Here is a 21,452-nt window from a genome sequence, read left to right on the forward strand (position 1 = left end):
ATTTAAGTACTCTTTTAACTATTTTATCCGGCCGGCCTTTTTCCATGTGCGACTATAGTAACCTTCGTCAAGATGGCTTACGATCACACCTTTTGAGGTTGATGCATGTATAAAACTTCCATTTTTCAGGTAAATCCCTACATGGTTGATCCGGTTTGAATTCTTAGATGTGGCGAAGAAAACGAGATCACCCGTTTTCAGATTATTTTTAGATACTTTGTGCATCTTCATATCCGACAGGTCCGATGTCGACCTTGGAATCCTCATCCTATATACTTTCTGATACATCAGAAATGCAAATCCGGAGCAGTCAAGACCTCTCCGTGACAGTCCCGCATTACGGTATGGCACACCTAGCCATTGGGAAACTTCGGCATACAACGGCATATTCTTATCATCATCCTTATCTGTATTACTGAGAGGTATACCTAGTTTTTTGGAAAGCTCCGCTACTTCTTTAGGATCATACAATTGCCCGCCCGGAGTTTTTTGTGTTCCGCAGGAAGTAACCAACAGAATCAACAGGACGGATAGTATGGAATAGAGGATAAATCTTTTCATAAAATCTGGTTTACATGCTAAAGGTAAGTATTATATAATAGAAAAAGCGGCTCTTGTTTCCAAAAACCGCTTTCCGTATATTAAATAAAGAAATTAATAGACGTCATTATTTTTTATCACCTGAGAAAGTTACATCTATGCTTCCTAATAGAGGAACCTTTGTTACTGCAATAGCCAAGTTCATAGATACTTCTTCGACAGTTCCTGAAACAGCAACATCAACTTCTATCGGATTACCCATCATTGTTAATGTTAGAGATGTAGAAGTTTCTTCTAATATTACTTTCCCATTACTTAATGTCAGAGGAATATCACTTACAATAATATCACCCAATTCCATCTCAGAAAATGAGAAATTCTTCAGACTTACTTTAACTTTATCACTTGAGATTTTTTCAAGAGTTATTTCACTTTCAGAATCTTGGCCTAATACAGAAAGTGTTCCACTATATGTTCCTGCAACCTGGTCAGCAAGACCGACAACTGTAACTTTAAGAGTAGTTGTTTTTTTATCCTTATCGGTAACTGTTATAGTAGTCTCGCCTGCGGCTACACCAGATACAGTAATTACATCGCCACTTACCGAAGCGGTTGCAGTCGTTTCACTTGCAGAGCTTACTTTGTAGTCTCCATTACCCTGAGTTATTTTTACTGTCACAGTAGCTCCCTGATCAACGCTGGTTTCGCTTTTTTCCAATGTCAGGTTCACCGGATCATCATCGTCACTACTACATGCTGTAAAAGTCAGTCCTAATGAAAAGACAAACATTAATAAACATAAAAGTTTCTTGTTCATAATGAATTTATTTGGTTAATAAAATTAGTGTCCTAGATATATTGATGCATTCTATAAAGCCAAAGTTGCATAAAGATATGCAACTTCGCAAAAGTTATAACACCATAACTATATCTGACAGCACAAAAGTTAACTAAAATTAACCTTTATTTACTCAAATAATCATCGATATGTTGTGCGGTCTTTCTTCCCGAAGCAATACTCGTTACAACTAATGATTGTCCGCTTACACAGTCGCCTGCGCCAAATACTTTGGCTATATTAGTTGCTCTTTTAGAATCGGTTGCTACATTACGGCGAATATCATCGGTCTTTATATCAAGCTCTTTCAATAAGCCTTCCTGTATAGGATGAACGAAACCAAGAGCAAGGAAAACAAGGTCTATCTTATGGATTTCAGGCTCTCCTACTTCTTTCATTATATGTTTGCCAGTTTCGTCTTGTTCCCATGCTACTTCAACAAGTTCCACTGCGGTTAGTTTACCATCTTCACCAATAAATCGCTTCGTATTCAGCGACCAGCGACGCTCACAGCCTTCAAGGTGTGATGAAGAAGTTTTCAGTACAACCGGAAATGGTATTGGCCACGGATTGTCGATATCTTCTAATTTTGGTGGCTTAGGCAAAATTTCGATCTGCATAACACTTGCCGCTCCCTGACGATTTGCAGTACCAATACAGTCAGAACCTGTATCTCCGCCACCGATGACAAGAACATTCTTGCCTTTGGCATCAATAATCTGGTCGGCAGGAATTTCTTCCTTTGCAATCATCTTATTTTGAGTGGTAAGATATTCCATAGCATAGTAGACGCCTTTCAGTTCGCGGCCTTCAACCGGAAGGTTGCGTGGAACCTGTGAACCGATAGCAACACAGACTGCATCATATTCTTTCAGAATATCTTTGCCTTTTACATCTTTACCTATTTCAGTATTTACTACAAACTTCACACCTTCGGCTTCCATCAGCTTCAAGCGACGGTCGATAATATTCTTATTCAATTTGAAGTCAGGAATACCGAAACGGAGCAAGCCTCCTATATTGGAATTTTTCTCATAAACAGTCACGTCATGCCCTTTCTGGTTCAGCTGATTTGCCACAGCCAATCCCGATGGCCCCGAACCTATCACGGCCACTTTTTTCCCTGTACGGTGTGCAGGTATTTTAGGCTGAATAAAACCTTCATTGAAAGCGTGTTCCAATGCAGATGCCTCATTCTCACGAATTGTTACAGGAGCACGGTGTATCGACAGTACACACGATTTCTCACAAGGTGCGGGACAAATACGTCCTGTAAACTCAGGAAAGTCGTTTGTCTGCATCAGTACTTCTGCCGCCAGCTTCCAGTTACCTCTGTATATATACTCCTGAAATTCGGGCATTTTATTGCCTAGCGGGCACCCCCAATGACAAAACGGGATACCACAATCCATACAACGTGATGCCTGTTCGCGGCGGTCTTCTGTATTTAGGGTCTGTTCTACTTCACCAAAATCGAGGATACGCTCCTGTGCCGGACGGTATCCTGCGTCTTTCCTCTTTACTGTTAAAAATGCTTTTGGATTTCCCATTTTCTAATTTGAAAATTCGGAAATTAGCAGATTAGCAAATGTAAATACATTCTCAAATTTGCTAATTCGCTAATTTGCTAATTAATAATCGAATTCTACTTGTGCTATTTTTTTCTTTATAGCTTCCAGTTTTTCATCCTGTAACACTTTCTTGTATTCAATAGGGGTTACTTTCATGAATTTCTCTACCTCTGTATTCCAGTTGTCGAGGATATGTTTTGCCAGAGGGCTGTTTGTATATTCATAATGATTGGTGATCAGCTGACGAAGCTCTTTACTGTCGTAAGTGTCTTCTATCAGTGTAAGCTCGACCATCTGCATATTGCAATAGTAGTCGAAATCGCCGTCTATGTTATACACATAAGCAACCCCGCCGCTCATACCCGCCGCGAAATTCCGTCCTGTCTTTCCAAGCACTACCGTACGGCCACCCGTCATATATTCGCAACAATGGTCTCCGGCTCCTTCCACAACGGCTGTTGCACCGCTATTGCGTACACAAAAACGCTCTCCGACCCGTCCGTTGATATATATTTCGCCGGAAGTAGCACCATACAGTAAGGTATTACCGGCAATGATATTTTCTTCGGGCTTGAAAGTAGATACGGCCGGAGGTACAATGATGATCTTACCTCCCGATAGGCCTTTGCCCACATAGTCATTGGCATCGCCTTCAAGTTTGAATGTAACACCATGAGCAAGAAATGCTCCGAAGCTCTGTCCGGCTGCCCCCTGGAATGTACATTGGATAGTATCTGAAGGAAGTCCGGCGTTACCGTATTTCTTAGCTATTTCACCCGAAAGCATAGCACCTACCGTACGATTCGTATTTCGTATTGTATGGGAAATAACTACAGGCATAGCCTTATCGATAGCCAGACGTGATGTTGTAATCAACTTCAGATCCAGTACATCATCCAGTTTATGCTCCTGATTCTTTATACGGTGTATTGCATTTTCCTTCGTCTCGGCAGGAAAATAGATAAGACGGGATAAATCCAGTTTCTCTACTTTTGAATTTGCTTCACTTTTCACATATTTCAGCAAATCGGCACGGCCTACTATCTCATCCAACGACTTCACTCCTAATGATGCCAGATGCTCACGCACTTCTTCGGCAAGGAAATTGAAGTAGTTAATCAGATATTCACTACGGCCAATAAACTTCTTCCGCAACTCTTCATTCTGTGTAGCAACTCCGACAGGGCAGGTATTCAGGTGACACTTACGCATCATAATACATCCTAATACTATCAGTGCGCTGGTTGCAAAACCGAATTCCTCAGCACCTAACATAGCAGCTACAATAATATCGTGTCCGGTCTTCAACTGACCGTCTGTCTGCAAATATACCTGTCCGCGCAGATTGTTGAGTACCAAAGTCTGCTGCACCTCAGCCAAACCAATCTCTAAGGGAAGTCCGGCATGCTTGATCGAGCTGGCAGGGCTTGCTCCTGTACCTCCTTCGCAACCACTGATGACAATGCGGTCGGCTTTTGCTTTCGCCACTCCGGCGGCCACAGTTCCCACTCCGCTTTCGGATACCAGTTTCACACTTATCTGTGCGACCGGGTTTACACTTTTCAGGTCGAAAATCAACTGCGCCAAATCTTCAATAGAGTATATATCGTGGTGCGGTGGTGGCGATATCAACGAAATACCCGGAATCGAGTGACGGGTCTTCGCTATAATCTGATCTACCTTAAAGCCCGGAAGTTGTCCTCCCTCACCCGGTTTTGCTCCCTGTGCTATCTTGATCTGGAGTTCGTCGGCATTTACCAGATATTCGGTAGTTACCCCGAAACGGCCGGATGCCACCTGCTTGATAGCTGAACGGGCATTTGTTGCAAAACGTTCGGGCAGTTCACCTCCCTCTCCGGTATTGCTTTTACCCCCGATAGCATTCATGGCCACAGCCATAGCTTCATGTGCTTCACGGCTGATAGAACCGAATGACATGGCACCTGTTACAAAACGCTTGGTAATAGCCGATACAGGTTCTACCTCTGAAATGTCGATTGGTTTCTTTGCCAAATCAAAATCAAGGAAGTCACGCAGGAAAATCTTCTCCGTTTTTTTGTCGATCGAATTTGTATATTCCCTGAATTTCTTATAACTTCCCAAACGTGTAGACATCTGGAGATTCATTATCGTTTCGGGATTCCATGCATGGTATTCACCATTGCGACGCCATGCATAAATACCCTGACTTATCAATGAAGGGTCTGTAAAATCTTCCTCGAATGCTTCGTAATAGGCTTCTATCGTATCACTGGCGATATCGTTCAAATCGACTCCTTCTATTTTAGATGTTGTTCCTTTGAAGTATTTATCTATTACTGCCGAACTGATGCCGACAGCTTCGAATATCTGTGCGCCAATATAGCTTTTCAATGTTGAAATACCCATCTTAGACATGGTTTTCAACAAACCTTTGTTGATGGCTTTCACATAATTCTTCATGGCTGTATGGAAATCGAGATGTATATCCCCCTTCTTCACCAATTCTTCGATGACAGCCAGTGCCAGATACGGATTCACAGCATTTGCCCCGTAACCGAACAGCAATGCGAAATGCATTACCTCGCGCGGTTCGGCAGATTCCACCACAATGTCTATCTGCATACGCTTGCGACGCTCCACCAGATAATGATGAACGGCGGATACGGCTAGCAGACACGGAATAGCCGCATTATCGGGATTAACGCCCCTGTCGCTGAGAATGATATAATTATTACCGTTGTCAACGGCTTTTTCAGCTTTTTTACACAGTTCATCTATGGCTTTTTCCAGACCTGCACCACCCTGCTTAGGATCAAAAAGCATTGGCAGGACTTCACATTTAAAGCCTTTGTATTGCAGGTGGATCAACAAGTCGAGTTCCCTGTTGGAAAGGAATGGATTTGACAGACCAACCATCTTTGTATGTTCCGGCATCGGCTCCAGTATATTCTTGTGAAGCGAACCGATATATCCGGCTAATGACATTACCAACTCTTCACGAATAGGATCGATAGGCGGGTTTGTTACCTGCGCAAACAACTGACGGAAGTACGTAAACAGGCGTTGCGGCTTGTTCGACAAAACAGCCACCGGTGCATCGTTACCCATTGAGGCGGTAGGTTCTTTTCCTTCCGCTGCCATAGGCGTCAGTATCTTTTCTATATCTTCCTTATAATAGCCGAATACTTTCAGCATTTTGGTATAGTCTTCCACATTATATTTAGGAGTCCTTCCTGAAGAAATATCATCGAGTGAAATACGGTTCTTTGCCAACCAATCGCGATAAGGATATGCTTTTGCAAGTTTTTCTTTTAGCTCGGCATCATATTGTATAGTACCCTCTTCGGTATCTACCATCAGCATCTTACCCGGACGAAGGCGTCCTTTTTCCTTTATCTCGGACGGTTCGAACGGAAGTACTCCCATCTCTGAAGCCACTACCATAATACCACTATGAGTCATCAGGTAACGCGCAGGACGCAGACCGTTGCGGTCAAGCAATCCTCCTGCATATCGTCCGTCAGAAAACAGCAATGTAGCGGGACCATCCCACGGCTCCATAAATATACTATGATATTCATAGAAGGCTTTCAGATCATTCGAAATAGGATTCTTATCATTCCATGATTCCGGTACCATCATAGCCATAGCATGCGGAAGCGATTTCCCGGACATCACAAGAAATTCAAGTACATTATCGAATGAAGCGCTATCACTCATATGCGGCTGTACAATCGGCCATAGATCGCTGATATTACCTAATAATTCCGATTTTAGCACACTTTCGCGGGCTTCCATCCACAGGCGGTTACCTTTTATTGTATTGATCTCCCCATTGTGCGCCACCATACGGAAAGGGTGTGCCAAATCCCATGTAGGAAATGTATTGGTGCTGAAACGCGAGTGTACAAGCGCAATAGCACTTGTCAGATGCGGGTTCAGTAAATCGGGAAAATAATGACGGAGCTGCTCCGACGACAACATCCCTTTATATATAATACGCTTTGTGGATAAACTAACTATATAGAAAGCTTTCTTTGTATCTAAAGAGAATACCTTCGAATTGAAGATCTCCTTCTCTATCTTCTTACGAAGGATATAGAGCCGGTGTTCCAGTTCGTCCTGGGACATACCCTCTTCTCCAACTACAAATATCTGTTTTATATTCGGTTCATTCGAAAGAGCCATTTCACCTAATATATCGCTATTGACAGGTACATCACGTACTGCCAGAAGCTTTAATCCTTCCTTGTCGATATATTGTGTAAGGGTAATCATGCAAGACTCCATTTCTTTTTCACCCTTAGGCAAAAAGACGAGCCCTGTTCCATAATGTCCTTTTTCAGGGACTGGAATCCCTTGTAGTAGTATAAACTCGTGTGGTATCTGCAACATAATACCGGCACCGTCTCCGGTTTTGTTGTCTGCATTTTCTGCCCCACGGTGAGTCATGTTCTCCAATACACGGAGACCATTCTCAACGATGGCATGGGATTTAGCACCCTTCATATGAAGCACCATCCCTACCCCGCATGCGTCATGCTCATAGGCCGGGTCATATAATCCGTGCTGTACTGCTGATTTTAAATCCTGCATAGTTATTAGTTGATATATAATTGATAGAAAATTCGATTTCCGCCCCAAACTAAGACAGATGACAAATATACAAATTTTCAACACATAAAATCTCCTTTTGTTCGAAAAAATGATTTTTTACATAAAAAGAATAGATTAACACTGCTTTATTTAACAAAAATCTATTTAAAATTATTTTTATACTGAATATCTGATAATATAATTGTTAATTATTACTTTTGACATATCACTCATTAAATTAAAACATAAGAATTATGAAAAAATTCCTGTCAGCAATCATCATGACAACATTCTTGTTTTCATGTGGAGGGGCACACAAAGACACCACATCTTCAGAAAAATCAACTACAGATTCAACTGATGTTATAACCTACGCGGATGTAAAAGACAAATCTTTCGACGATTTGTTCAGAAAAGTAGAGCCTACCGAGTTGACTGAAAATGTATTCAAACTAGTAGGTAAAGATTATTCGGTGATTACAGCCGGCTCCGATTCTCTCTACAACTCGATGACTGCAAGCTGGGGTGGCTGGGGACAACTATTCGAAGTGCCAGTTACCTGGTGCTTCCTGAATGCAAGCCGTTACACACTGGAATTTATAAAGAAAGAACAGAGTTATACCATGACATACTTCCCCGATCAGTTCAAAGATCAAGTGATAGCATTCGGCAGCAAGAGCGGAAGAAGCTCCGACAAGATGAAAGAAACAACATTGACCTATGTGAAAACTCCATCAGGCAATATCACATACAAAGAAGCCAAGCTAATAATAGAATGTAAACTGGTGGAAATCACGGAGACCAATCCGAAAGACTTCTATTCTGAAAAAGGAAAAGAGTTTGTAGAAAAAGGAAAGAAAGACGGAAATGGCAAGGAATACCATAAACTTGTATTTGGCGATATTACAGCAGTGTGGATAAGGAAATAGAACGGATATAAATAAAAAGAATCCCAGCCTCTTACGAAGCCGGGATTTTTCATTATAATAAAAGCGATTAGCGAATAAAAAGTAACTCTCTATATTTAGCCAATGGCCACATTTCGTTATCTACGATCAGCTCCAGCTTATCGACATGATAACGGATCTCGTCCAGGTAAGGTGCCACATTATCGTGGTATGCGATAGCTTTTTCGCGTTCACTCTCGATATTATTCGCAATCTTACGAGCGTCTATCATTTCGTGTACCTTAGCATTTATTGCATTCACATGAGTAGAAACTTTTTCGATCAACCTCAATTGCTCTGCTCCCAATGTCTTATAATCATCTGAGACTTCTTTCAGTTTCGATACATTAGTCAGCAAAATAGATTGGTAAGAGATTGCCACAGGAATAATGTGATTCAAAGCCAAATCTCCGAGTACACGTGATTCTATCTGAATTTTCTTAGTATAAGTTTCCCATTTCACTTCGTTACGGGCATGCAATTCTACTTCCGAAAGGATACCTGTAAACGTTTTGATACTTTGTTTCGATGTATACGCATCATAAATCACAGGAACGCTGGTTTCGCAATCCAACTTACGTTTCTTAGCTTCAGCCTTCCACTCATCACTATAACCATTTCCATTGAAACGGATAGGACGTGATTCTTTGATGTATTTCTTCAATACTTCATACAAGGCTTCTTCTTTAGATTTACCTTTAGATATAAGGCCATCCACTTCTTCTTTAAACAGTCGAAGTTGCTCGGCAACAGAAGCATTCAACGCCGTCATAGCAGAAGCACAGTTTGCCGATGAACCTACTGCACGGAATTCGAAACGGTTACCTGTAAAGGCAAACGGAGATGTACGGTTACGGTCGGTATTATCTAGAAGGATTTCAGGAATCTGCCCTACACCAAGGCTGATTTGCTTTTTGCTGTCAACCACAATGGCGTCTTTAACCGCGCTCTTCTCAAACTTATCGAGTATATCGCTTACCTGTGAGCCAAGGAAAACGGATATAATAGCGGGAGGCGCTTCATTTGCACCTAAACGGTGAGCATTTGTAGCAGAAGATATAGATGCTTTCAGCAATCCGTTATTTTTATGCACTGCCGCAAGAATATTCGCCACAAAAGTGATGAAGCGCAGGTTTTCCACCTGATCTTTACCCGGAGACAGCAGGTTGATACCTGTATCGGTACTTAGCGACCAGTTATTATGCTTACCCGAACCATTGATTCCCTTGAACGGTTTTTCGTGGAACAATATACGGAATGAATGTTTACGCGCTACCTTATCCATCACCGACATCACCAGCAGGTTATGGTCTACGGCCAGATTACACTCTTCATATATAGGAGCCAACTCAAACTGGTTAGGCGCAACCTCGTTGTGGCGGGTCTTTACAGGAATACCCAAAGCATAAGACTCATACTCCAGCTCCTCCATAAAGCGTTGTACACGCTCAGGTATAGAACCGAAATAGTGATCTTCCAACTGTTGATTTTTAGCGCTCTCGTGACTCATCAACGTTCTTCCTGTCAGAGCCAGATCGGGGCGAGCCATGAAAAGATCTTCATCTACAAGGAAGTATTCTTGTTCCCAACCCAGATTGGATTGTACTTTCTTTACATCTTTATTAAAATAGTGAACCACTTCGGTCGCAGCCTTATCTACTGCCGCCAGTGCTTTCAGCAATGGAGTTTTATAGTCGAGTGCCTCACCAGTGTAAGAGATAAATATAGTAGGGATACACAATGTATTGCCAACAATAAATGCAGGAGAAGACGGATCCCATGCCGAGTATCCGCGAGCCTCGAATGTATTGCGAAGACCTCCCGATGGGAAACTGGACGCATCCGGTTCCTGTTGCGCCAGAAGCTTTCCTTCAAATTCTTCTATCAGGCCGCCCTGTCCGTCATGTTCTACAAAAGCGTCATGTTTTTCGGCAGTTCCGTCCGTCAACGGATGAAACCAGTGTGTATAGTGAGTCACACCATTTTCCAAAGCCCACATACGCATACCTGCAGCTACGTGCTCAGCTAGGTTACGATTTACAGAACCTCCTTTATCGATAGCATTATTCAGCGCTTTGAAAGTTTCTTTCGAAAGATATTTGGTCATAGCTTTACGATTAAACACTTTCTCTCCATAATATTCCGATGTCTTCTTTTCCGGTTTTCGCACCTCTACCGGTTTTCTTTCCGAGGCCATCGCTACTGCTCTAAAACGTAACTTTGTCATAAACTTGTTTTTATTGAGTTATATAGATTTTATTTCAAAATTTGGCCTACGCCGATTTTCAATTCATGTTTCAAGATTTCAATATTTTGTATACCAATAAAATACAGAATATTATTATTAAATAGATATCTTCCTGAGACGGCTTACCGCCTCTTTTGTATTCTCTAACGTACCGAACGCCGTCAACCGCAGATACCCTTCTCCACTTGGACCAAATCCAACTCCGGGAGTACCTACGACATTCAACTCATTGAGCAGATAGTCGAAAAATCCCCACGAAGTCATACCGCTAGGGGTTTTCACCCAAATGTATGGAGAATTAACTCCTCCATAAACTTTCAGACCTTGCGCACTAAGCCCTTCACGGATAATCTTAGCATTATTCAGGTAATAACCGATCGTCTCCTTCACCTGCTTTTTACCCTCGACAGAATAACAGGCTTCGGCAGCACGTTGTATAATATACGGTACACCATTAAATTTGGTAGTATGCCGTCTGTTCCACAATTTATTCAATGACACCTTCTCTCCGGATTTAGTATACCCCATCAGCGCTTTTGGCACTACGGTGTATGCACAACGCGTACCGGTAAACCCTGCAGTTTTAGAGAAGCTGCGAAATTCAATAGCGACTTCTTTTGCTCCTTCTATCTCGTAGATACTGTGAGGAACATCACTTTCGGTGATAAATGCTTCATAAGCACTATCGAAAAGAATAAGCGCTTTGTTCTTTAAGGCATAATCTACCCATATCTTCAACTGATCTTTTGTCAAAGTCGTACCTGTCGGATTATTCGGATAACACAAATAGATTATATCTACTTTTTCGGTTGGCAACGAAGGCACAAAGTCGTTCTCCGCAGTACATGGAAGATATACAACCTTACTCCATTTGCCATTGTCTAGCAAATCACCGGCACGACCAGCCATCACATTAGTGTCCACATAAACAGGATAAACAGGATCAGTAATGGCAACAATATTATCAAGTCCGAGAATATCTCCTATATTACCTGTATCACTCTTAGAACCGTCACTGACAAACACTTCATCTGCCGAAATATCCAGCCCGCGTGCCTTATAATCGTTTTCTACAATTGTATTTACAAGGAAGTCATAACCCTGCTCCGGACCATATCCCCTGAAGGTAGCTGCATGGGCCATCTCGTCCACAGCTTTGTGCATCGCTTCTATCGAAGCCTGCGGAAGAGGTTTTGTCACATCTCCAATACCCAGACGGATAATAGTTGCGTCGGGGTGTGCAGTTTTAAATTCGTTTACTTTGCGTGCAATATCCGAGAATAGGTAGCTTCCCGGGAGCTTTGTATAATTTTCGTTTATTAATATCATTTTCCTAATTTGATGATGGACAATATACCGATGTGCCAGTTTCGCAATGCGACGTACAAGATCGGTCTGTCTATTTTATTAATTCGTTTCTTCTCAATTTACTACTTATTTCACATATCGGCACATTAGCCAATTAATTCACCTTCGAATACTGTAACAGCTTCACCTGTCATATATACATGGTTATTAAGGACATCCCACTCTATTTTGAGATCACCACCCAGCAAATGTATCGTTATATCCCTGTCGCAATGATTATTCAATACAGCAGCTACAGCGGCAGCACATGCTCCGGTCCCGCAAGCCAACGTCTCCCCTGCTCCACGCTCCCAAACACGCATATTTAAAGTATTGCGATCTACCACTTCGATAAATTCCGTATTTGTCTTGCGCGGGAAAATAGGATTCGTTTCGAATTTAGGGCCCAATACAGGCAAATCCAAATCTTTAATTCCTTTCATAAATACCACTGCGTGTGGATTTCCCATCGACACACACGATATCTTCCATATCTTACCATCTATATCCAAAGGGTATTCCAATACAGGCTCCTCTGCCACCTGTACAGGAATTAAAGTAGGAGCGAGTATAGGTTCACCCATATCCACTGTCACTTTACGTGCAATAGCATCCCCATCTTTTAATGTGATATATTTCACACCGGCTTTGGTCTCCAGCGTTATTTCTTTTTTATCGGTCAGCCCGTTATCATACACATATTTACCTACACAGCGCGAAGCATTACCGCACATCTCAGCTTCCGAACCATCAGAATTGAACATCTGCATTCTAAAATCGCATATATCTGAGGGCAATATCAGTACTAACCCATCGGAACCAATACCAAAGTGACGGTTACTCAAGCGGACTGCTAACTCAGAAGGATTCTCTATTTGCTGAGTAAATCCATTCACATAAATATAGTCATTGCCGGCACCCTGCATTTTGGTAAATTTCAATTTCTTCATCCTCTATTCCGTCCTCTTTTTGAGTGTTATATTATTTCTATTTTCAAGACACAAATTTCGTACAAATTATTCGATTTCGCAAGAAATTTGTATCATTTTTTCATTTTTAATAAAATAAAAAATCTTTTTGACTTGTTAATTTTCAAAATAACAATCATAAAGACAGAACGCAAGACCAAATGATTTACAAATGTCACCCCTTTCTTAAATTAGACACCTTTAATCCATATTTTCACTATTTATTTGAGCAAAATATTTCTTTTAAACACCTTATAATATCCAACATTAAAACGACCTTACACAAAGTCCATATTTCAGAATGAAATGTTAAGAAAATAATTCCTTATTCCATATAAAATTTCCATCTTTGTACCCTTCAAAATCCGGATTTTAGATTTTGAAGAAATAACAACCTGGAATAACGTGTAGCCTGCCCTTTTACAAAACGCACAGACTACCATTTTAATTATCGGATAATAACGGATAGAACCATGAGATCTATTGTTAATTTTTTCAGAAAACCTATATTTTCCGACAAAAGATTTCTTCTTTTTGTATGGACTCTCATTCCCGTAATAGGTGCACTGAAGGCCAGCCGCATCCATAATAATTATAAAATATTCAGTGGTTCATTCTATCATGCTCTTGAACAGGTCAATATATACGCACCCTATCCGGCCGAGCATCACGACATGTTTTATTACGGCCCTGTCTTTACTGTGATTATAGCGCCGTTTGCACTCCTGCCCGACAGGCTCGGGATATTACTCTGGGATGTAGCAATGAGCCTGACCCTGTTCTTTGCCGTTTACTATCTGCCAATCGCCTGGAGAAGAAAATACCTGTTTTTCTACATAATAGGAGTAGACCTCTACACCTGCGTAATGAACAGCCAGACAAACGGCCTGATTGCCGCGTTAGTTATCGGCAGCTTTATTTGCATACGGAAAGAGAAAGATTTCTGGGCTGCATGTTTTATTATGCTCGGCACTTTTATAAAACTATATGGCATAGTGGGATTGAGTTTATTCTTTTTCTCAAAACACAAAGGGAAGCTTATAATATACATGGTAGTCTGGGCTGCCATATTCTTTGCCCTGCCAATGTCGATATCTTCCCCTGGATTTGTCGTACAGAGCTATCAAGACTGGCTCCACGCTCTATCTGCTAAAAATGTAATGAATATAACCAATTTTTCACAGGACATATCCGCTATCGGCCTCATAAGAAGATGCTTCAATATTCTGGACGCATCACCATTATATATAATTGTACCGGGACTTGTATTATTTGCCCTTCAATACATAAAGATCAAATGTTACGACGACCTGACCTACCAAATCGGCATTCTGGCATCCGCCTTATTCTTTATTGTCCTTTTCAGCACCGGCTCCGAAAAAGAGACATACATTATTGCCATGACAGCCTTAGCCTTTTGGTACAGCCTGCAAAAGTACCCGAAAAACAAATGGATAGCCGGACTACTGATATTCACCATATTCTGGACACTGATAACATCGTCCCATATATTCCCGAAGAGTATACACGACGATGTATTTAAAAGATATTCACTGAAAGCAATTCCAAGCCTTGCCGTATGGCTTATACTCGTATATCAATTAGTCACATCACGGGGCATAATAAAACAATTCGATCCGAACGATTACACCAAAGAAGAAAGAATAAAAGAAGGTATATAAAAGAAAAGCAGAGAAATACGCACTTCTCTGCTTCTATATTTTTATATACCACAATCATTACTCATAAGCCTCGGAATGCACAGCTTTTACTGCACGACCAGACGGGTCTACCCTATTCTTAAACGAAGCGTCCCATTCCAAAGCCGTAGCCGTACTACATGCTACAGATGGCACCGATGGCACTGTATGAGCCGCAGATGCCGAAGGGAAATGCTCTTCGAACATTGTGCGATACCAATACTCTTCTTTCGACATTGGCGGATTGATAGGAAAACGCTCGGCCGCATGTTCCATCTGACGGTTGCTTACTTTTTTGTCCGCAACCTCACGTAATGTATCTATCCAATTATACCCTACACCGTCGGAAAATTGCTCTTTTTGCCGCCACGCAACACTGGCCGGCAAATAATCTTCAAAAGCCTTACGGAGTATATGCTTTTCTATTTTTCCATTGCCACACATTTTATCCTGAGGGTTCAGGCGCATAGCCACATCCATAAATTCCTTATCCAAAAAAGGCACACGCCCTTCTACCCCCCATGCTGCCAATGATTTGTTTGCACGCAAACAATCGTATAAATGAAGCCTGTCCAGCTTTCGAACCGTCTCTTCATGCAATGCCTTTGCATCCGGTGCCTTATGAAAATAAAGGTAACCACCGAAAAGTTCATCTGAACCTTCGCCTGACAACACCATTTTCACTCCCATAGACTTTATAAAACGAGCCAATAAATACATCGGAGTAGATGCCCGTACCGTTGTCACATCATATGTCTCGATATGGTAAATCACATCACTCAGCGCATCTATAGCCTCCTCCACCGTAAAATTAATCTCATGATGAACTGTGCCTATATACTCCGCCACCTTACGGGCAGCAATTAAATCCGGAGCATCTTTAAGCCCTACAGCAAAAGAATGGAGCTGCGGCCACCATGCCTCCGTTTTATTATCATCCTCTATACGTCGCGCTGCATAACGTTTCGCTACAGCCGATATGATAGACGAGTCCAGTCCACCGGAAAGCAAGACTCCATAAGGGACATCCGACATCAACTGACGATGCACAGCCGCTTCCAAAGATGCTCTCAACTCTTCAATATCCGATTTATTATCTTTCACGTTATCATACTCCATCCAGTCGCGCTTATACCACTGCTTAGGAGCCGTTCCATCTCCACTAAAAATATAATGCCCGGGCAAGAACTCCTGAATATTGGGGCAAACACCCTCCAGCGCCTTCAACTCACTGGCTACATAAAACTGCCCGTAATCATCGTATCCCATATACAAAGGAATGATACCCATATGATCGCGGCCAATCAATATAAGATCTTTTTCGACGTCATAGAGGGCAAATGCAAATATACCATTCAGGTCTTCGAACAAATCCGCTCCTTTATCTTTATACAGAGCAAGGATAACTTCACAATCGGAATGAGTAAGGAACTCATAATCAGAATACCGGTTTCTTATCTCTTTATGATTATATATTTCGCCATTAACAGCCAATACCAGCTTTTTATCTTTACTATACAGGGGCTGCTTCCCCGAATCAACACCCACAATGGAAAGCCTCTCATGGGCAAGGATAGATTTACTGCCACAATATACCCCCGACCAATCGGGACCACGATGACGAATCTTCTTTGCCATGCGAAGCACCTGGCCACGAAGGACATCTATATTTTGGGTTAAATCAAATACACCTACAAATCCACACATATATTTATAATTATTTTTTTAGTTAGTTTTATACCTTGCCACAGTTCGGCAAATTTATATCATTTTATTCTTAATTCAAAATATAAAACATAAATATAACACATTTTGTTTATATTTTATTTCAAATTGTCAACACGCAATAAAAATATAACAAATTCGTTATAATCGTTCATACACACCATTTAACTATGATAAATTCATTGAAGAAAAAATTATATATATCTTTGCAGAAACATTTTACAAAACAAACCTTTGACAGATGAATAAAAATAACATCTTCCTCACACTGCTTATTATCATCATCAGTATCTGTTTTTATTCATGCGGCGATGATTATGAACCAAAGCCTCCTGCATCGCTAGACGGTGAATGGCTTAATGAGAAGCGTGTACTAAAATCCAATGACCCTACTGTGGATGAACGTGTAAACAGTATGTTTGTAAGAGATGCAGAATTACTCGAAATAAGAAGAGTTTTCGATGTAGATGAAAATAACCCGACCATGGGGGCTATAACTACCCTGGCTGTAAATCCGCAAAACGGCACTTATGCAAGAAATAGAAAGAGTACATACACAACAAAGGGCGACAGTATATTTATCGTAGACGGTATACTAGGTTACATGTCGGGGACAAATATCATAACAGGCAGAAGGCTCACCACCATATCCAAAGTTGACAAACAGGCAATCAAAGCCATTATAACCGAAATAGGCGGCGATATAAACATACCAATGCTGGACAATATAGAAGGTACCCTCACTATTATAGATAATAAGGAATAATATCGTATAAAAAAATTTGAATATTCCACAATATTTCATTACTTTTGTCACCCGATTGCTAATAGGCTAACAAGAAACCTGTGTAAACCGGTTCGCCTCAGGCACATAACCTGTAAATATAAAAACAGATGTACGTTATCGTAGACATTCAGGGGCAACAAATGAAGGTTGAAGTAGACCAAAAGTTGTTCGTTCACAGAATCAACGCAGAAAATGGCTCTAAAGTAGAGTTCGAAAAAGTATTATTAGTTGACAAAGATGGTGCTGTAACTGTAGGTGCTCCTACTGTAGAAGGCGCTAAAGTGGTAGTAGAAGTAATATCTCAGGCAAAAGGAGACAAAGTGCTTATATTCCACAAGAAAAGAAGAAAAGGATACCGTAAATTGAACGGTCACCGTCAACAATTTTCAGAAGTTGTAGTTAAAGAAATTATTGCTTAATCAGTAAAAACAGAAGAAAATGGCACACAAGAAAGGTGTAGGTAGTTCGAAAAACGGCCGTGAATCGGAAAGTAAACGATTAGGCGTTAAAGCATTCGGCGGAGAAATAGTTAAAGCCGGGAATATTATAGTTCGTCAGAGAGGTACAACACATCACCCTGGTGAAAATGTAGGTATCGGAAAAGATCATACTTTGTTTGCATTGACAGACGGAGTAGTATCATTCCGCAAAAAGAAAAACGATAGATCTTATGTTTCTGTTCTTCCTAAGGCAGAAGCTTAAAATATAGTTTAAACGGTATAAAGAGAGCAGATTGATTATTCAGTCTGCTTTTTTTATTTTGAATATTCTGCACAAACACAAAAGAATTAGCATGCTCCTACTCATAAGTAAGTAGTTTTGCCTATAAATTTCATTATTTTTCGGTATTGCCCCACTCCGATATATCCTGTTTCTTTGCATTACTAAATTATAATTCATTTACAATATGTCTAAGATTGGAATATATTACGGCTCTACAACCGGAAACACACAAGATGTTGCAGAAGAAATTGCAAAAAAGCTAAATGTAGATAAAGCTGATTTACACGACGTATCTAAAGCTGATACGAACTATGCGGCTTATGACGTTCTTTTGTTCGGATCACCTACATTAGGTCTTGGAGATTTGCAAGACGACTGGGAATATTATATCGACAAGGTGAAAGCCGCTGACCTGAGTGGTAAGAAAGTCGCTCTTTTTGGTTGCGGTGATTCCTCATCATACAGCGATACATTCGGAGATGCAGTAGGTAAAATATATGATGCAATAAAAGGCAAAGGCTGTGAGTTTATCGGTCAGGTAAGTACGGAAGGTTACACATACGACAGTTCGGAAGCTGTAGTAGACGGCCAGTTTGTAGGCCTGTTAATAGACAATGATAACGAATCGAGCCTGACAGACCAACGTATTGCGCTCTGGACTGAAGATTTGAAAAAGGTAATTTAATAAACCAACCGATTTATGCGTGTTTTCTACCATCTCATTTACGAATACAAGAAAGGTGTCCGCGACCTGATGCTATGCACCCTGACCGCAGATACAGAAGAAAAAGTAATCTGGAAATTGGAGAAAAACGGAATCAGTTACAAAATACAACGATTAAAAAATGGCAATATAAATGTGTTCTTCGGAAAAGATGAATGCCTGAATGTGGCAAACAGGATTTGTGGCGACAAGCCGTTGAACCTGCTGACTCCCGAAGAAGACTTTATACTTGGCATATTACTCGGATACAGTATCAGTGAACAATGCAACCGATACTGTAAAAAGCAAAAAGAAAAGGAAAAGAACATACTTTGTTTAGCATAACTTTTCTATTGATAGTTTTTTTAGTTGATCTTAGGTTCCCGCAGACGAGATGTCAGCGGGAATTTTTTTATATTATTTCTAATCTTTTATCTATAGGTAGGAGCTACTAGCCTTTAGCTTATAGCTGTTAGTTCTTTGAAATATTGATGGCCCCCTAGGACTTACAATGAGGCTAAAAAGAATAAGTATAAAAAGTGTAACCTTTGTTACCTTTTCAAAGTAGTAAGTATTGAGTAATAAGTATAAAGGGCTTCTAACTGTTAACTGATGACTGATGACTGCTAACTGTTAACTGAAAATAGTGTTACCTTTGTTACTTTTTTAAATTGGAAAGGTAACAATGAAAAACATTGCAAAAGTGTCAACTTTGTCAGGTTTTTGAAAAAGTAACAAAAACACAATTCTTAATTATTCATTCTTAATTTTTAATTGTTTCCGTTACTTTTGTTACTTTTTAACTATATATAGTTAATGGATACAAAATACGCAAGATAAAAATAATGGAAAAGCTGTCAGATGTGTCAGGTTTTAACTGAATATAGTTAATAAATACAAACAGGGCAATGGGTTAGACTTTGTGTCTTCGCATCTTTGCGAGAGAATTATTGTTGACTGTTTCCTGTAAAAAGTGTCAACTTTGTCAACTTTTAAGTATTTTTGATAATCAATAAATACCGATAAAATGACTGATCTATTCAATATACGCAGAGACTTTACCCTAAAAACACTGGAAGAAAAGGAAGTTACACCCGACCCTATTAACATGTTCGAACGCTGGTTTAATGAAGCTGTAGCTGCCGAAGCATTGGAACCTAACGCCATGAATCTGGCTACAGCGACCAGTGACGGCAAACCATCTTCCCGTATTGTTTTACTAAAGCAAATAAAACCGGAAGGCTTTGTATTCTTTACTAATTACGATAGTAAGAAGGCAATACAAATAGCTGAGAATAACCATTGCGCCCTCAACTTTGCATGGCATGAACTGGAAAGGCAGGTGAGGATTGAAGGTATTGTAGAAAAAATAGCGGAAGCTGATTCCGACTTATATTTCGAAGTGCGCCCTGCCAAGAGTAAATTGGGGGCATGGGCATCGCCTCAAAGCCGGGTAATACCTGACAGACAATATCTGGAGCAACTTATGGTTGACTTCGAAGCCCGTTTTGCAGGGAAAGAGATAAGCCGTCCCGAAAACTGGGGAGGATACATCGTTAAGCCAACTCTCATTGAATTCTGGCAGGGACGCAAAAGCCGCCTGCACGACCGGATACAATATACAAGGGTAGACGGGGACTGGAAGATCGAGCGTTTAGCTCCATAAAGCATAAAGGAGACAAATACAGAAATTATTTATCTCCTTCATACTATAATTATTTCTGCTTATTCCTTTTCCTTATCTTCAGAAAGATAAATACACCAATAGCAGAAACAATGATGAGTGGCCAGACATATACCAGCATAAGAAATATAGCGCTGATAATAGACCAACCGCCGGCCAATGCATCTAACAATTTGGATCCAAAACCCGGGGTGTACTCCTTAACTGCGGTTTTGCGAAGTATCTTCTCAGAATACTCTATTCTGTCCTGATACATGCTTATACTTATAGTGCTGTATGCAACCTGCTCATTAGTCATATATTCGGAGATCACTTTCCTGTCAGCATCTTCGAGGCTTGCATCCAAAGCATCTTCGGCAACCATTACATCATCGAGTTTACGTCCGGTTGTACTGATCGCATTAGATATACGCTTTTGCCTCTTAGCCAGGCGAATCTGCGCTAATTGATCGGACATCAGCTTAACAGTAACGTCCTGTGCATCTACCGTGCGGTAATCTACTAAAACAGCCAAAGGAGCTATCTGACGCAATACCGAATCGAGCAATAATGCAGGAACTTTCAATTCGATGGTCGCAATAAGATTACACGAATAGTTGACTATTGAGGAATCCTTTGAAATATCAACAGTCTCCGAATATAAGTTCTCGTTATTAATGGCAGATTTAATAATAAAGCCTCTGTTTTTTAGTGCTATATCCTCTATCTTCTGCGTAGCAGAAACAACCTCTCTCACTTTGAATTTTGTAGAGGCAGTACGAATAAATTTATGTACACCATCATCGTAGGTGGCAACGGCAGCAGAAGAGGTAATAAAGTTAGGAACAATCTGTGGCGGAGTGAATTTGAGTGTAGTAGCAGGAGCTTTCTCTTTCTTTACCACTTCATATGCTTCGTCGAGAGCTTGATCTGCACTGCTTTTTTCATCTTCTACAGCAGTCATTGACATCTCATAAGATTGTTCAGACAGATTACTCTTATTACTGTTGCCACAGGACAACATGCCAGAAAATCCTATGATAGCTATTATAAAAAGATTAGTTATGTTTTTCATGATATAAATGTTTAAATTCGTGTTTTAGTTAATAGATGA

At 40.6% G+C, this 21,452-nt stretch carries 17 protein-coding genes; 8 read left to right on the top strand and 9 right to left on the bottom strand.

What is annotated here, in order from left to right; all coding sequences use genetic code 11:
- Positions 1–18: 18 nt before the first annotated feature.
- The 4 genes from IR083_RS06085 to gltB form a co-directional block, all read right to left on the bottom strand.
- On the bottom strand, positions 19–561 hold the full coding sequence (locus tag IR083_RS06085) for a C40 family peptidase (RefSeq protein WP_006798503.1): 543 nt from the start codon (positions 559–561) through the stop codon (positions 19–21).
- Positions 562–667: 106 nt separating this feature from the next.
- Positions 668–1,357, bottom strand: coding sequence for a calycin-like domain-containing protein (locus IR083_RS06090; protein WP_006798504.1), 690 nt, complete (start codon positions 1,355–1,357; stop codon positions 668–670).
- A gap of 146 nt (positions 1,358–1,503) precedes the next feature.
- A complete protein-coding gene (locus IR083_RS06095; RefSeq protein WP_006798505.1) occupies positions 1,504–2,928 on the bottom strand; it encodes a glutamate synthase subunit beta in 1,425 nt (474 codons plus the stop codon).
- 81 nt (positions 2,929–3,009) lie between these two features.
- Positions 3,010–7,527 carry a glutamate synthase large subunit gene (gene gltB, locus IR083_RS06100; protein ID WP_194223645.1) on the bottom strand — a complete coding sequence of 1,506 codons (4,518 nt, stop codon included), beginning with the start codon at positions 7,525–7,527 and terminating at the stop codon, positions 3,010–3,012.
- Between the two features lie 254 nt (positions 7,528–7,781).
- On the opposite strand from gltB, the gene IR083_RS06105 reads away from it, so the two are divergent.
- Positions 7,782–8,456 (top strand): flavin reductase, encoded by a 675-nt coding sequence (locus IR083_RS06105; protein WP_006798507.1) that lies wholly within the window; start codon positions 7,782–7,784, stop codon positions 8,454–8,456.
- Positions 8,457–8,523: 67 nt separating this feature from the next.
- Here IR083_RS06105 and IR083_RS06110 read toward each other — a convergent pair whose 3' ends face one another.
- From IR083_RS06110 to dapF, 3 genes are all read right to left on the bottom strand, one after another.
- Positions 8,524–10,701, bottom strand: coding sequence for a glutamine synthetase III (locus tag IR083_RS06110; protein WP_006798508.1), 2,178 nt, complete (start codon positions 10,699–10,701; stop codon positions 8,524–8,526).
- Positions 10,702–10,818: 117 nt separating this feature from the next.
- The gene (locus IR083_RS06115; protein ID WP_006798509.1) at positions 10,819–12,051 is read right to left on the bottom strand and encodes an LL-diaminopimelate aminotransferase; all 1,233 of its coding nucleotides are present in this window, start codon (positions 12,049–12,051) and stop codon (positions 10,819–10,821) included.
- A gap of 125 nt (positions 12,052–12,176) precedes the next feature.
- Positions 12,177–13,019: a diaminopimelate epimerase gene (gene dapF / locus IR083_RS06120; RefSeq protein ID WP_199343193.1), complete on the bottom strand. Its 843-nt coding sequence runs from the start codon at positions 13,017–13,019 to the stop codon at positions 12,177–12,179.
- 491 nt (positions 13,020–13,510) lie between these two features.
- Here dapF and IR083_RS06125 point away from each other — a divergent pair, with 491 nt between their 5' ends.
- A complete protein-coding gene (locus IR083_RS06125; RefSeq protein WP_194223646.1) occupies positions 13,511–14,719 on the top strand; it encodes a glycosyltransferase family 87 protein in 1,209 nt (402 codons plus the stop codon).
- A 57-nt stretch (positions 14,720–14,776) separates the two neighbouring features.
- Here the strand turns inward: IR083_RS06125 and asnB are convergent, their stop codons facing one another.
- Positions 14,777–16,444, bottom strand: coding sequence for an asparagine synthase B (gene asnB, locus IR083_RS06130; RefSeq protein ID WP_006798512.1), 1,668 nt, complete (start codon positions 16,442–16,444; stop codon positions 14,777–14,779).
- A gap of 259 nt (positions 16,445–16,703) precedes the next feature.
- Here asnB and IR083_RS06135 point away from each other — a divergent pair, with 259 nt between their 5' ends.
- The 6 genes from IR083_RS06135 (at position 16,704) to pdxH (ending at position 20,341) form a co-directional block, all read left to right on the top strand.
- Positions 16,704–17,228 (top strand): hypothetical protein, encoded by a 525-nt coding sequence (locus IR083_RS06135; RefSeq protein ID WP_194223647.1) that lies wholly within the window; start codon positions 16,704–16,706, stop codon positions 17,226–17,228.
- Positions 17,229–17,356: 128 nt separating this feature from the next.
- A complete protein-coding gene (gene rplU, locus IR083_RS06140; RefSeq protein WP_006798514.1) occupies positions 17,357–17,668 on the top strand; it encodes a 50S ribosomal protein L21 in 312 nt (103 codons plus the stop codon).
- Positions 17,669–17,687: 19 nt separating this feature from the next.
- Positions 17,688–17,951 carry a 50S ribosomal protein L27 gene (gene rpmA, locus IR083_RS06145; RefSeq protein ID WP_006798515.1) on the top strand — a complete coding sequence of 88 codons (264 nt, stop codon included), beginning with the start codon at positions 17,688–17,690 and terminating at the stop codon, positions 17,949–17,951.
- A 205-nt stretch (positions 17,952–18,156) separates the two neighbouring features.
- A complete protein-coding gene (gene fldA, locus IR083_RS06150; protein WP_006798516.1) occupies positions 18,157–18,657 on the top strand; it encodes a flavodoxin FldA in 501 nt (166 codons plus the stop codon).
- 15 nt (positions 18,658–18,672) lie between these two features.
- Positions 18,673–19,020 (top strand): DUF2023 family protein, encoded by a 348-nt coding sequence (locus IR083_RS06155; protein ID WP_006798517.1) that lies wholly within the window; start codon positions 18,673–18,675, stop codon positions 19,018–19,020.
- A 682-nt stretch (positions 19,021–19,702) separates the two neighbouring features.
- Positions 19,703–20,341, top strand: coding sequence for a pyridoxamine 5'-phosphate oxidase (gene pdxH / locus IR083_RS06160; protein WP_006798518.1), 639 nt, complete (start codon positions 19,703–19,705; stop codon positions 20,339–20,341).
- A gap of 49 nt (positions 20,342–20,390) precedes the next feature.
- On the opposite strand, the gene IR083_RS06165 is transcribed toward pdxH, so the two are convergent.
- The gene (locus IR083_RS06165; RefSeq protein ID WP_006798519.1) at positions 20,391–21,413 is read right to left on the bottom strand and encodes a DUF4349 domain-containing protein; all 1,023 of its coding nucleotides are present in this window, start codon (positions 21,411–21,413) and stop codon (positions 20,391–20,393) included.
- Positions 21,414–21,452 lie beyond the last annotated feature (39 nt).

Source organism: Dysgonomonas sp. GY75 (assembly GCF_015234155.1).
GTDB lineage: Bacteria > Bacteroidota > Bacteroidia > Bacteroidales > Dysgonomonadaceae > Dysgonomonas > Dysgonomonas gadei.